This is a genomic window from Pseudomonas parafulva NBRC 16636 = DSM 17004 (assembly GCF_000730645.1).
Taxonomy (GTDB): domain Bacteria; phylum Pseudomonadota; class Gammaproteobacteria; order Pseudomonadales; family Pseudomonadaceae; genus Aquipseudomonas; species Aquipseudomonas parafulva.
In genome coordinates, this window is record NZ_BBIU01000004.1 from 119,989 (window position 1) to 133,329 (window position 13,341).

At 62.8% G+C, this 13,341-nt stretch carries 12 protein-coding genes and 1 pseudogene; 3 read left to right on the forward strand and 10 right to left on the reverse strand.

The window, feature by feature from the left end:
• Nucleotides 1-138: 138 nt before the first annotated feature.
• The 5 genes from PPA02S_RS02580 to PPA02S_RS02600 form a co-directional block, all read right to left on the reverse strand.
• Nucleotides 139-870 (reverse strand): hypothetical protein, encoded by a 732-nt coding sequence (locus tag PPA02S_RS02580; RefSeq protein WP_028632886.1) that lies wholly within the window; start codon nucleotides 868-870, stop codon nucleotides 139-141.
• Between the two features lie 55 nt (nucleotides 871-925).
• Nucleotides 926-1,306 carry a RidA family protein gene (locus PPA02S_RS02585; RefSeq protein WP_009684531.1) on the reverse strand — a complete coding sequence of 127 codons (381 nt, stop codon included), beginning with the start codon at nucleotides 1,304-1,306 and terminating at the stop codon, nucleotides 926-928.
• Between the two features lie 23 nt (nucleotides 1,307-1,329).
• Nucleotides 1,330-3,438 (reverse strand): bifunctional GTP diphosphokinase/guanosine-3',5'-bis pyrophosphate 3'-pyrophosphohydrolase, encoded by a 2,109-nt coding sequence (gene spoT / locus PPA02S_RS02590; protein WP_028632887.1) that lies wholly within the window; start codon nucleotides 3,436-3,438, stop codon nucleotides 1,330-1,332.
• A gap of 59 nt (nucleotides 3,439-3,497) precedes the next feature.
• Entirely contained in the window at nucleotides 3,498-3,761 is a 264-nt protein-coding gene (rpoZ, locus tag PPA02S_RS02595) for a DNA-directed RNA polymerase subunit omega (RefSeq protein ID WP_012312123.1), read from the reverse strand.
• A 181-nt stretch (nucleotides 3,762-3,942) separates the two neighbouring features.
• On the reverse strand, nucleotides 3,943-4,815 hold the full coding sequence (locus PPA02S_RS02600) for a LysR family transcriptional regulator (RefSeq protein ID WP_028632888.1): 873 nt from the start codon (nucleotides 4,813-4,815) through the stop codon (nucleotides 3,943-3,945).
• 442 nt (nucleotides 4,816-5,257) lie between these two features.
• Between PPA02S_RS02600 and PPA02S_RS02605 the strand changes: the two genes are divergently transcribed.
• Nucleotides 5,258-6,799, forward strand: coding sequence for an APC family permease (locus tag PPA02S_RS02605; RefSeq protein WP_028632889.1), 1,542 nt, complete (start codon nucleotides 5,258-5,260; stop codon nucleotides 6,797-6,799).
• A 42-nt stretch (nucleotides 6,800-6,841) separates the two neighbouring features.
• Here PPA02S_RS02605 and gmk read toward each other — a convergent pair whose 3' ends face one another.
• On the reverse strand, nucleotides 6,842-7,462 hold the full coding sequence (gmk, locus tag PPA02S_RS02610) for a guanylate kinase (protein WP_028632890.1): 621 nt from the start codon (nucleotides 7,460-7,462) through the stop codon (nucleotides 6,842-6,844).
• A gap of 12 nt (nucleotides 7,463-7,474) precedes the next feature.
• On the reverse strand, nucleotides 7,475-8,338 hold the full coding sequence (locus PPA02S_RS02615) for a YicC/YloC family endoribonuclease (protein ID WP_028632891.1): 864 nt from the start codon (nucleotides 8,336-8,338) through the stop codon (nucleotides 7,475-7,477).
• Between the two features lie 226 nt (nucleotides 8,339-8,564).
• Here PPA02S_RS02615 and rph point away from each other — a divergent pair, with 226 nt between their 5' ends.
• Nucleotides 8,565-9,287, forward strand: coding sequence for a ribonuclease PH (gene rph / locus PPA02S_RS02620; RefSeq protein ID WP_028632892.1), 723 nt, complete (start codon nucleotides 8,565-8,567; stop codon nucleotides 9,285-9,287).
• Nucleotides 9,288-9,366: 79 nt separating this feature from the next.
• On the opposite strand, the gene crc is transcribed toward rph, so the two are convergent.
• Nucleotides 9,367-10,146 carry a catabolite repression control protein Crc gene (gene crc / locus PPA02S_RS02625; RefSeq protein ID WP_003253401.1) on the reverse strand — a complete coding sequence of 260 codons (780 nt, stop codon included), beginning with the start codon at nucleotides 10,144-10,146 and terminating at the stop codon, nucleotides 9,367-9,369.
• Between the two features lie 80 nt (nucleotides 10,147-10,226).
• On the opposite strand from crc, the gene pyrE reads away from it, so the two are divergent.
• Nucleotides 10,227-10,868: an orotate phosphoribosyltransferase gene (pyrE, locus tag PPA02S_RS02630; RefSeq protein WP_028632893.1), complete on the forward strand. Its 642-nt coding sequence runs from the start codon at nucleotides 10,227-10,229 to the stop codon at nucleotides 10,866-10,868.
• A gap of 79 nt (nucleotides 10,869-10,947) precedes the next feature.
• Here the strand turns inward: pyrE and argB are convergent, their stop codons facing one another.
• Entirely contained in the window at nucleotides 10,948-11,856 is a 909-nt protein-coding gene (gene argB / locus PPA02S_RS02635; protein WP_028632894.1) for an acetylglutamate kinase, read from the reverse strand.
• 30 nt (nucleotides 11,857-11,886) lie between these two features.
• Nucleotides 11,887-13,257 (reverse strand): annotated as a pseudogene (locus PPA02S_RS02640) (phosphomannomutase/phosphoglucomutase); the annotation flags it as partial.
• Between the last annotated feature and the right edge of the window lie 84 nt (nucleotides 13,258-13,341).

Sequence of the window (13,341 nt, forward strand, 5' to 3'; positions counted from 1 at the left end):
GCGAAGCAAGCAGCGCGGTGGATGGCACCGGCTTCGCCGGTGTTCGCGGCTGAAGCCGCTCCCACACGGCCCTGTTATATCAACACGTTATGTACAGTTGCAGGCCGGTAAGAGCAGCTTGCGGTGCGGCGCCCGGCCTCAGTTCTGCTCCAGCAACCACTGCCGCTTGCCGGCCGCCAGTTGCGGCATTTCGTCCGGCTGCGCGCGGTTGACTGCCTGGGAAATCTCCAACTGCTTGCCCGTGCGCTTGATGATGAACGGCGCACCTTGCTGGTTGCGCTCAAGCCACAGGCTGTCATTGCTGCCGCCCATGGTCGCGCAATCCCCCGCCAGGCACAGGGCGAAGCGATCCGGGCCGGGCAGGCCGGTAACGCTACCGGTATCGCTGAAGCGTACCGTGCCACCTGTGCCCTGGCCTTCGATGATCTTCCAGTCGCCGCCCAGGTAGGCCTGATACAGCGCCTGCTCGAAGCTGCTACCCAGCTGCGCGTTGCCCGCAGCAGGTGCCTTGGCACGTACGAACGTTTGCTTGGCGCCCTGTGGGTCTACCGTTTGCAGTTCATCGCCATTCAAGGACAGCTGCTCGGTGGCACCACCGTCGAAGGTGGCTACCCATTGTTTGTCATTGGCGCTGAGTTGCCCGTCGGCACCCTCAAAACCGTTGCTGTAACTGGCCCGCTGTTGGGCCACATCGAGCTTCCACTCGAATACCGGGCCATTGGCATCCAGGGCCTGGCGCAGGTTGTTGCCTTTGACGGCAGCGGTGATGGCCTGCTGGTTGATCCAGGTGCCATTGAAATCTTCAGGTTTGTGGCTGGCGCAGCCGCCCAGAAGCAGGGCTGCCAGCGTGAGAGGCAGTGCTAGACGCATGACGGAAAACCTTGCAGAAGAGGAGGGCGACAGGCAGAGCCTGCCGCCGCAGGCATCATTCGATGACCAGAATCGCGTCCATTTCGACCTGCGCACCTTTTGGCAGCGCAGCAACGCCGATGGCGGCACGGGCAGGGTATGGCTGCTCGAAGTAGCGGCCCATCACCTCGTTGACCTTGGCGAAGTGGCTCAGGTCGGTCAGGAAGATGTTCAGCTTGACGATGTCCTTGAACGAGCCACCGGCAGCTTCAGCCACTGCCTTGAGGTTTTCGAACACCTGCACGGTCTGGGCTTCGAAGCCTTCGACCAGTTCCATGGTCTTCGGGTCAAGCGGGATCTGCCCCGACATGTACACGGTGTTTCCGGCCTTGATCGCCTGCGAGTAGGTGCCGATGGCGGCTGGGGCCTTGTCGCTGTTGATGACGGTCTTGCTCATGATGACTCCTTGCGGTTGGCGGACTACGTACGCATGCGGGTGATGCGGACCACACCGGTCAAGGTACGCAGTTTCTTGATCACACGCGCCAGGTGCACGCGGTCGTGCACGCTGACCACCAGTTGGACCACGCTGATACGGCCGTCGCGTTCGTCCATGCTGATCTTCTCGATGTTGCCATCGGCCGCATTGACGCTGCTGGCCAGCAGCGCGATCAGGCCGCGCTGGTGCTCAAGCTCGACACGCAGCTCGACATTGAATTCGCCGGTGATGTCCTTGGCCCAGGAAAGCTGCACACACTTTTCTGGGTTATGGCGGATTTCGCTGATGTTCCGGCAGTTTTCCAAGTGCACCACCATGCCCTTGCCCGCGGACAAGTGGCCGACAATGGGGTCGCCAGGGATGGGCGTACAGCACTTGGCGTAGCTGAGCACCAGCCCTTCGGTGCCACGGATGGCCAGCGGGCCTTCGGGTGCGGGCAGTTGCTCGCCCTCGGCGGACAGCAGCCGGCGCGCGACCACGTAGGCCATGCGGTTGCCAAGGCCGATGTCTTCCAGCAGGTCCTCGATCAGCTCCAGGCGATACTCCGCCAGAATGGCCTGGATACGCTCCTGCGCAATCTGCTCCAGGCTGCTGTCGAAGCCGGTGAGCACCTTGTTCAGCAAGCGCTCGCCCAGGCTGATGGACTCCGAACGGCGCTGTTGCTTGAGCGCGTGGCGGATATGGGTGCGCGCTTTGCCGGTGACCACGAAGTTGAGCCAGGCCGGGTTGGGCCGTGCACCGGGGGCACTGACGATTTCAACCGTCGAGCCGCTTTGCAAGGGCTCGGACAGCGGTGCCAGGCGCCGGTTGATGCGGCAGGCGATACAGCTGTTGCCCACATCGGTGTGCACCGCGTAGGCGAAGTCCACCGCGGTGGAGCCTTTGGGCAGCTCCATGATGCGGCCTTTGGGCGTGAACACGTAGACCTCGTCCGGGAACAGGTCGATCTTCACGCTCTCGATGAATTCCAGCGAGTTGCCCGCACGTTGCTGCAGCTCGAGGATGCCCTTCACCCACTGCCTGGCCCGGGCGTGGTTGCCCTTGGGTTGCTCGTCCTCGTTGGACTTGTACAACCAGTGCGCCGCAATGCCATTGTTGGCCATCTCTTCCATCTCCGCCGTGCGGATCTGGATTTCGATGGGCACCCCGTGCATGCCGAACAGGGTGGTGTGCAACGACTGGTAGCCGTTGGCCTTGGGGATGGCGATGTAGTCCTTGAACCGGCCCGGCAGCGGCTTGTAGAGGTTGTGCACGGCGCCCAGCACGCGGTAGCAGGTGTCGACCTTGTCGACCACGATGCGGAAGGCGTACACGTCCATGATCTCGTTGAAGGCGCGGCGCTTGCCACGCATCTTCTTGTAGATGCCATAGAGGTGTTTCTGCCGGCCGCTGACCTCGCCCTGGATACCGTCGGCGGCCAGGCAGTGGGCCAGCGATTGCTCGATCTTGGCGACGATTTCCTTGCGGTTGCCCCGCGCGCTCTTCACGGCACGGTTGATCAGCGACGAGCGCATCGGGTGCATGGCCTTGAAGCCGAGGTCTTCGAACTCTACGCGTACGGTGTGCATCCCCAGGCGGTTGGCGATGGGGGCATAGATTTCGAGGGTTTCCTTGGCGATGCGCCGGCGTTTTTCACCGGACAGCACTTCCAGCGTGCGCATGTTGTGCAGGCGGTCGGCCAGTTTAACCAGGATCACGCGGATATCGCGGGCCATGGCCATGGCCATCTTCTGGAAGTTTTCAGCCTGGGCTTCTGCCTTGGTCTCGAAGTTCATCTGGGTCAGCTTGCTGACCCCATCGACCAGTTCGGCCACCGTCTCGCCGAACTGCTGGCTGAGGGCTTCCTTGGCAATGCCGGTGTCTTCGATCACGTCGTGCAGCATGGCTGCCATCAGGCTCTGATGGTCCATGTGCATGTCGGCAAGGATACTGGCCACAGCCAGCGGGTGGGTAACGTAGGGCTCGCCGCTGCGGCGGCGCTGCCCGTCGTGGGCCTGTTCTGCGTAGAAATAGGCGCGGCGAACCAGGTTGACCTGTTCGGGCCCTAGGTAGGTCGACAGCCGTTCGGCCAAGACTTCTATACCCGGCATGGGTTCACCTCCTGCCGAGGGAGAGGGCCTTGCGCCGTGCGACGTCGACCAGGCATCAATCAGACAGCCTCGTTCGACTCGTCCTCGAACGCGGCGAAGACCGGATCCTCAGTGACGATCTCTTCAGCAGCGATGAACTCGTTGGTGACGATGCCTTCGGCGATTTCGCGCAGGGCAACAACGGTCGGCTTGTCGTTTTCCCACGCAACGCGTGGCTCTTTGCCGCCGGTCGCCAACTGGCGAGCGCGCTTGGTCGAGAGCATGACCAGCTCAAAGCGGTTATCCACGTGTTCCAGGCAGTCTTCAACAGTTACGCGGGCCATGGTCTTCCTCAGTAGCAAATGCGGTGGGCGTGCAGCCCAATAGTGGGCAGGCGGACTCGATAGTATAAAAATTCACCAGCCAATAGGGAAGCGCTGTTTTGCTCCGGCAACGCCTGAGGCCGCGGCTATTGCCGCGAAATGGCCGGACCAGACACCCTCCTGCATGTGCCTGACGATAACCTCAGAGCATCGCGTCACGCAACCGCGGGGTCAGCTCTTCGAACAGGGTCTGTACCGAGCGTAGCGCGCGGCAGTCGGGCCGGGTCAACAGCCACAGTTGGGTATCGCAACCGGGCAGGGGGCCACTGAGGGCGTCCACCCCCGGCAACGTGTGCACCATGTAGTCGGGCAGTGCGGCCACACCCAGGCCGGCCGTTACCAGTTGGGCAATGGTCGACATGCCACTGCACTGGTAGCGCGGGCTCAGCCCCGGGTGGTGCTGGTTGCGCCAGACCACGGTTGGGTGGTCCTGCATGGAATCGTCTGGCGCAATCCACGGCACACTGTTCGTCGACTCGGCCAGGGCCTCGCGCCAATGGGACTGGCCGCAGATCACATAGGAGGTGGACCCCAGGTTGCGACCCACCAGGTGTTCCGGCGGCGTGTTGGTCAGGCGCAGGGCAATATCGGCGTCGCGCCGGCTGAGGTTGGCAAATGTGTTGGACGTGCCCATCTCAAGCGACAGGGCCGGATAGTTGGGCATGAATTCGGCCAGTGCGGGCAGCAACAGGCTGTGCATGACCGCCTCGGTGCACGTCAGGCGTACGGTCCCGCTGACCACCTGCTCGCCACTGGTCAGGGCGATGCGTGCGGCATCCAGCGCCTGTTCCGCGCGCTCGGCCTGCTCGGCCAGTGCCTGGGCAGTGTCGGTTGGCAGGTAGCCTTTGCGGCTTTTCACGAACAGCGCGGTGCCTAGCGCCGATTCCAGCCGGCGGATGGAGCGGAACACCGTCGACACGTCTACCTTCAGCAGTTCAGCCGCCTTGGCCAGAGAGCGCCCGCGTTCCAGTGCGAGCACCAGGGTCAGGTCGGCATGGGTAATCTGATATTGCATTGGTGCACGCTCTGCTTGCCGAATTGCCAATGTCTGTTGCGTTTTGGCCATTTTATAGTGAAACGGCCCCCGGGAAGCAATGCACCCGATGCGGCAATCAATCCCCCCGATGGGAACGTGACAATAACAACAGCAGCAACCATCGCCGCCCTCGAGGCGTCATCCGTAGCATCACATCGCCGCAGTAAACCCAAGGATGTACAGCCATGACGTCGGTCCCCCCGTGCGCCAGCCGTTCCCGCGAGATGAATGGCTTCCCGCAGGCAAGGCTTTTCAACGGTTCACCTTCTAATCCTGCGCCTCTTCTTTACAATGGCGCCCCCGTTGCAGGCCAAGGCATGGGCCCCGGATGATCCGGCCCTGACCGCAGATTCTCGACGAGTGAGCGCGGGCCTTTGCAAAGGCCTGTGAAAAACAATTCCAACACCGGCGGCTAATACTCATGAGCAACTACACAGAAGCCGGCCGCCCACCCGATGTGGCAGCCGATGCGGGTACACAGGCCCAGGGCAAGGGCCTGGCAAAAGGGCGGCTGGGGCTGCTCGCCAGCGTGGTTCTGGGCATCTCGACCATTGCGCCCGTCTATACACTGACTGGCGCCCTTGGCCCTACCGTGCGCGAGGTGGGCGCCCACTTGCCTGCCGTGTTCATCGTCGGCTTCCTGCCCATGCTGCTGGTGGCGCTGGGGTATCGTGAGCTGAATTCGGCAGAGCCTGACAGTGGCACCTCGTTCACCTGGTCGGCACGGGCGTTCGGCCCCATGATCGGTTGGATCGGCGGTTGGGGGCTGGTGGTGGCCACTACCATCGTGCTGTCGAACCTGGCCGGCGTGGCGGTGGACTTCTTCTACCTGTTCCTCGGCCAGATCACCGGCAACCACGGCCTCGCCGCGCTCGCGGACCACCTGCTGATCAACATTGTTACCTGTTGCGTGTTCATCGCGCTGGCAGTGTGGATCTGCTGCCGCGGCATGGCCACGACCATGACGGTGCAGTACGGCCTGGTGGCGTTGCAGCTGCTGGTACTGATCGGCTTTGCCTTCGCGGCGTTCGGTGAAACCACCGCGCCGCCGCCGCTGGAATTCGATTTCGCCTGGTTCAACCCGTTCGGCGTCGAATCGTTCTCAGCCTTCGCGGCCGGGCTTTCGCTGTCGATCTTCATCTTCTGGGGCTGGGATGTGTGCCTGACCGTCAGCGAAGAGTCGGTAGGCAGTGAAGAAGTACCGGGCAAAGCCGCCACCTGGACGGTGCTGCTGATTCTGGGTTTGTACCTGCTTACCGCCATTGCCACCCTGCAGTTTGCCGGCATCAGCGAACAGGGCCTGGGCCTGAACAACCCGCGCATTCAGGAAAACGTATTCGCCCACCTGGCAGGGCCGGTGATGGGGCCGCTGGCCATTCTGATGTCCGTGGCGGTGCTGGCCAGCACCGCGGCTTCGTTGCAGTCGACCTTTGTGTCGCCGGCCCGCACCTTGTTGGCCATGGGTTACTACGGTGCGGTGCCGCAGAAGTTCGCCAAGGTCTGCCCCCGCTCCCAAACCCCGCGGTACGCCACCATTTGTGCGGGTGTGGCAGCGGGCCTGTTCTACGTGACGATGCGCACCCTCAGTGAAAACGTGCTGGCGGACACCATCACCGCGCTGGGCATGATGATCTGCTTCTACTACTCGCTGACGGCCTTTGCCTGCGTCTGGTACTTCCGCCGCAGCCTGTTCGACAGCCTGCGCCACTTCTTCATGCGTGGCCTGTGCCCGCTGGTGGGTGGGGTGATCCTGTCGGTGATCTTCGTGCGCACGGCCATCGACAGCGCTTCACCGGATTTCGGCAGCGGCTCGCATGTCGGTGGGTTGGGCCTGGTGTTCGTGATCGCCGCCATCATCTCGGTGCTGGGCATCGTGCTGATGCTGTTGTCGCGGCTGCGGGCACCGGCCTACTTCCTGGGGGCTACGCTGCGCCAGCAGGCCACGCTTTCTATCCCGGAATGATGCGCAAGGGGCGCTGTGCGCCCCGGCCCGTGGACGCCGGCTTCAGCCAACCAGCTCGGTCAGCAGGGCCCCGTGGCGCTGTTGCTGGTTTTTCAGCAGCAGGCGATTGGCGCGGAACACTGCTTTCAGGTCCAGCAGCGCTGTTGCGAAATCGTCATTGATGATGACGTAGTCGTATTCGGCGTAGTGCTGCATCTCGCTGACCGCTTCTTTCATGCGCCCGGCGATGATCTGCTCGCTGTCCTGCCCACGGTTATCCAGGCGATGGCGCAGGGCCTCCTGGCTGGGCGGCAGGATGAACACCGACAGCGCGTTGGGCATGAGCTTGCGCACCTGCTGGGCGCCTTGCCAGTCGATTTCCAGAATCAGGTCATAGCCCTCGTCGAGTGTTTGTTGCAAGGCGCTGCGGGACGTGCCGTAGAAGTTGCCGAACACTTCGGCATGCTCCAGGAAGTCGCCCTGGTCGATCAGCGCCCTGAATGCGTCGTGCGCCACGAAATGGTAATTGACCCCGTGTTCCTCGCCCGGGCGCATGGTGCGGGTGGTGTGCGAGACCGAGACGCGGATGTGCGGGTCTTCTGCGGTCAGGGCAGTGACCAGGCTGGTCTTGCCGGCGCCCGAAGGGGCCGAAACGATGTAAAGGGTGCCGCTGCAGTGGTTCATGGTCGGGTGGCCTTACTCGATGTTCTGTACTTGTTCACGCATCTGTTCGATCAGCACCTTCAGGTTGACCGCTGCTTGCGTGCTGCGTGGGTCGAAGGCCTTGGAGCCCAGGGTGTTGGCTTCGCGGTTGAGTTCCTGCATCAGGAAATCCAGGCGCCGGCCGGCAGCGCCACCGCCCTTCAGTACGCGGCGCACTTCGGTGACGTGGGTGCTGAGGCGGTCGAGTTCCTCGGCCACATCACTCTTCTGGGCCAGCAGTACCATCTCCTGCTCCAGGCGTTGCGGGTCCAGTTCGGCCTGCAGATCGCTGAAACGGTCGAGCACCTTCTGACGCTGGGTGGCCAGCATCTGCGGGACCAGTGCGCGCAGGGTGGTCACCTCGTTGGCCATGCTGTCCAGGCGTTCGTTGATCAGCCTGGCCAGCTCCACACCCTCGCGCTGGCGCCCGGCTTTCAGTTCGGCCAGGGCTTCATCGAACAGCGCCATGGCTTCGGCATTGAGGGCCTGAGGGTCGCTGGTATCGGCCACCAGTACGCCTGGCCAAGACAGTACTTCAAGCGGGTTGAGCGGTGCCGGCTGCTTGATCAGGCCTGCGACCTGCTCGGCGGCGGCAACCAACTGGGCCGCGCGCTGGTGGTCCACCTTCAGTGGTTTGCCGGCGCTGTCTTCGTTGAGGCGCAAGGTGCACTCCACCTTGCCCCGTGACAGCCCCTGGCGCAGGCCCTCACGCACACCGCCTTCCAGGTCGCGCAGGGCATCCGGCAGGCGCAGGTGGGGTTCAAGGTAGCGGTGGTTGACCGAGCGCAGCTCCCAGACCAGGGTGCCTTGGCTGCCGGCGCGCTCGACGCGCGCAAAGGCGGTCATGCTGTGCACCATGGGAGTACCTCGCATAGATGGATAACGTTGGAAGCCCGCAGGCTGCAAGGCGCAGGATTGTAGCGCAATGGGGCCTCGCCGCCCAATCCGGCCATGTTACAGAGCGGCCGCCAGAGCGCTCGGAAAAGGCGACGGGCAGTGCCAGGCGCGACGATAGGCATGTCGTGCGCAGGCCACGGGCTCTATAATGCCTGTCAGATTCTAAGCCCCAGTACAGGTATCCCAGATGAAACGTCCAAGTGGTCGCGCCGCCGATCAGCTCCGCTCGATCCGCATCACCCGCAACTACACCAAGCACGCCGAAGGGTCGGTACTGGTCGAGTTCGGTGACACCAAGGTCATCTGCACGGTCAGCGTGGAAAACGGTGTGCCGCGCTTCCTCAAAGGCCAGGGCCAAGGTTGGCTGACCGCCGAATACGGTATGCTGCCGCGCGCTACCGGCGAGCGTAACCAGCGCGAAGCCAGCCGTGGCAAGCAGGGTGGCCGCACCCTGGAAATCCAGCGTCTGATCGGCCGCTCGCTGCGCGCTGCGCTGGACATGAGCAAGCTCGGTGACATCACGCTGTACATCGACTGCGACGTCATTCAGGCCGACGGCGGTACCCGCACCGCTTCAATCACCGGTGCAATGGTTGCCCTGTGCGATGCCCTGGCCGTGATCAAGAAGCGCGGCGGCCTGAAGGCCGGCAACCCGCTCAAGCACATGATTGCCGCGGTGTCGGTGGGGATGTATCAGGGTGAGGCCGTGCTTGACCTGGACTACCTGGAGGACTCGGCGGCCGAAACCGACCTGAACGTGGTCATGACCAGCGCAGGTGGTTTCATTGAAGTGCAGGGTACCGCTGAGGGTGCGCCGTTCCAGCCTGCAGACTTCAACGCCATGCTGGCGTTGGCGCAGAAGGGTATGGATGAGATCTTTGCCCTGCAGCAGGCGGCTTTGGCTGACTGAGGCTTGAGCCAGGCGCCGCTCCTACACAAGCCTGTAGGAGCGAGCGCAGCTCGCGATGAGGCCACCACCCTGTCAGCCGTCAGATAGTCAGCGTCCAGTCGTAGTCGACGATCAGCGGCGCGTGCTGTGAGAAGCGCGGCTGACGCGGCAGGCGGGCGTTGCGCACGAAGCGACGCAGGCCAGGGGTAAGGATCTGGTAGTCGAAGCGATAGCCCAGGTTGAGCATCTCGGCCTGCTCGTTGTCTGGCCACCAGCTGTACTGGTCGCCTTCGCGGCTGACTTCGCGCAGGGCGTCCACATAACCCATCTCGCCCGTGATCGCATCCATCCAGGCGCGTTCCGGCGCCAGGAAGCCCGGTGACTGCTGGCTGTCGCGCCAGTTCTTGATGTCGAGCTTCTGCTGCGCCACATAGAACGAGCCACAGTAGATGTACTCGCGGCGCTTGCGGCGCTGCTTGTCCAGGTACTTGGCGAAGTCGTCCATCAACTTGAATTTCTGGTTCAAGTCTTCGTCCCCGTTCATGCCCGAAGGCAAAAGCAGGCTGGCAATACTGACTTTGTCGAAATCTGCTTGCAGATAACGCCCGTAGCGGTCGGCTGTCTCGAAGCCCAGGCCGGTGATGACTGCCTTGGGCTGCATGCGCGAGTAGAGCGCCACGCCACCTTGGGCAGGCACCTCCGCATCGCAGGCATAAAGGAAATAGCCATCGAGCTGGAAAGCTGGGTCGTCGAGTTCAAAGGCCGAGGCGCGGGTATCCTGAAGGCAGATGACGTCGGCATTCTGGGCTTGTAGCCAGCTGAGCAAACCACGCTCGGCCGCAGCCTGAATGCCATTAACGTTCACACTGATGATCCGCATAAATGGCCCCAAAAATCTCGTGCGTGTATGATACCCGAGCTCAACCCATTTAGCTAAATCCGTGGTGTCCGGGACTTTTCATGCAGCCGTATCAGCGCGACTTCATCCGTTTTGCCATCGATCGCGGTGTACTGCGTTTCGGTGAGTTCACCCTGAAATCGGGGCGTACCAGCCCGTATTTCTTCAATGCCGGCCTGTTCAGCAGCGGCTCCGCCCTGGCTCAGCTGGGGCGTTGCTATGCAGCGGCCATCGTCGACAGCAAGATCCCCTTCGACGTCCTGTTCGGCCCCGCCTACAAAGGCATCCCGTTGGCGGCAGCCACCGCCGTGGCCCTGGCCGAGCAGCACCAGCTGGACGTGCCCTGGTGCTTCAACCGTAAAGAGGCCAAGGACCATGGCGAGGGCGGCAGCCTGGTAGGGGCACCGCTGGCCGGTGACGTCCTCATCATCGACGACGTGATCACCGCCGGTACCGCCATTCGCGAAGTCATGCAGATCATCAACGCCCAGCAGGCCAAGGCCGCAGGCGTGCTGATCGCGCTCAACCGCGAAGAGCGCGGCAACGGTGAGCTCTCGGCGATCCAGGAAGTCGAGCGCGACTTCGGTATCCCGGTGGTCAGCATCGTGTCGCTGACCCAGGTGCTGGAGTTCCTGGCAGATGATCCGCAGCTCAAGCAGCATCTGCCGGCGGTCGAAGCCTACCGGGCGCAATACGGGATCTGACCCGGCGCCCGGCAACTAAAAAGGCGACCTCGGTGTGAGGTCGCCTTTTTTGTGTCGCCAGTTCAGGCCCTGTCGCCCGTTACGAGCGCGCCTTGTGGTTGGTAATCAGGGTGCCCACGCCGCTGTCGGTGAAGATCTCCAGCAGCACGGCATTCGGCACGCGGCCATCGATGATGTGCGAGCTGTTCACGCCGCCCTGCACGGCATCGAGGGCACATTTGATTTTCGGCAGCATGCCGCCGTAAATGGTCCCGTCGGCGATCAGTTCATTGACCTGCTCGGTGGTGAGGCCCGTCAGCACCTGGCCCTGCTTGTCCATCAGGCCGGCGATGTTGGTCAGCAGCATCAGCTTCTCGGCCTTCAGCGCCTCGGCCACCTTGCCAGCCACCAGGTCGGCGTTGATGTTGTACGACTCACCGTTGCTACCCACGCCAATCGGCGCGATAACCGGGATGAAGTCGCCCCTCACCAGCATGTTCAGCAGGTCGGTATTGACGCTGACCACTTCACCCACATGGCCGATGTCGATGATTTCCGGGGTGGTCATCTCAGGGGTCTGGCGGCTGACGGTGAGCTTGCGCGCACGGATCAGCTCTGCGTCCTTGCCGGTGAGGCCGATGGCGCTGCCACCGTGACGGTTGATGAGGTTGACGATGTCCTTGTTGACCTGGCCGCCCAGCACCATCTCCACCACGTCCATGGTCGCCGAGTCGGTCACGCGCATGCCGTCGATGAAGTGGCTTTCGATCGACAGACGCTTGAGCAGGTCACCGATTTGCGGGCCGCCACCGTGCACCACCACCGGGTTGATGCCCACAGCCTTCATCAGCACGATGTCGCGCGCAAAGCCGGTCTTGAGCTCCTCGCTTTCCATCGCGTTGCCGCCGTACTTGATCACCAGGGTCTTGCCGACGAAGCGGCGGATGTAAGGCAGTGCTTCGGACAAAACCTCGGCTACATGGGAAGCGGCATCGCGATCGAGGGTCATGCAGGGCTCCTGTGAAGGACAGATAGTCGGTCAGAACGGCAGTTGCAACGCAGGCTCAACCCGCAGCAACTGAGTGCGGAAAACATCCTTGATACGTTGCAGTTCGGCTTCGCTGTCGGCCTCGAAACGCAGCACCAGCACCGGCGTGGTGTTGGAGGCGCGGACCAGGCCCCAGCCCCTGGGGTAGTCCACCCGCACCCCATCGATGGTGGTCAGGCTGGCATCGCCCCAGTCGGCGTCGCGTTGCAGTGCATCAATGATGCTGAATTTACCCTCGTCGGTCACATCAATGTTGATTTCCGGCGTGGAAATATCGTTTGGGAAGGCGGCGAACAGGTCCTCGGCGCTTTGCTCGGCCTTGCTGAGAATTTCCAGCAGGCGTGCGGCGCTGTAGATGCCATCGTCAAAACCGTACCAGCGCTCCTTGATGAAGATGTGACCACTCATCTCGCCGGCCAGTAACGCGCCGGTCTGCTTCATCTTCTTTTTGATCAACGAGTGGCCGGTCTTCCACATTAAGGCACGGCCCCCCTGCTGTTCGATCAGGGGCGTCAGACGACGGGTGCATTTGACGTCGAAGATGATCTCGGCGCCCGGGTTGCGGGCCAGCACGTCCTGGGCGAACAGCATCAGCAGGCGGTCGGGGTAGACGATGCTGCCGGTATTGGTGACAACGCCTACGCGGTCGCCGTCACCGTCGAACGCCAGGCCAATGTCGGCCCCGGTCTGCTTCACCTTGGCAATCAGGTCCTGCAGGTTCTCGGGCTTGCCAGGGTCGGGGTGGTGGTTGGGGAAGTTGCCATCCACCTCGCAGAACAGCGGGATCACCTCGCAGCCCATGGCTTCGATCAGCTGTGGCGCGATGACGCCAGCCGCACCGTTGCCGCAGTCCACTACCACCTTCAGCCTTCTGGCCAGCTTGACGTCGTCGAGGATCTGCCGGGCATAACGCGGCAGGATGTCTACCTGCTCCAGGCGGCCAGTGGCAAAGCTCAGGTCGTGGGTTTGCAGGCGAGTGAGCAGTGCCTGGATCTGCTCGTTGGCCAGCGTGTCGCCGGCAATGACGATTTTGAAGCCGTTGTAGTCCGAGGGGTTGTGGCTACCGGTGAGCATCACGCCCGAGCGGCCGGCCAGTACATTGGCTGCGTAGTACAGGGCGGGGGTGGGCACCAGGCCGATGTCGCTGACCTGGCAGCCGGCATCCACCAGGCCCTTGATCAACTGCTCCACCAGCACCGGGCCAGACAAGCGCCCGTCGCGGCCTACGCACACTTGCGGCTCGCCCTCTGCCAGGCTCTGGGCGCCGATCGCGCGGCCAATCCAGTAGGCGGTTTCGGCATGCAACGTCTTGCCGACCACGCCGCGGATGTCGTAGGCGCGGAAGATGCTCTGGGGCAAGGTGGCGGGGACCAAATCGGCCATGTCGTTCATCGCTGGGTACTCCATCAGTCAAAAACGCTGTGGGCTGGCGCAAATAGAACGCTT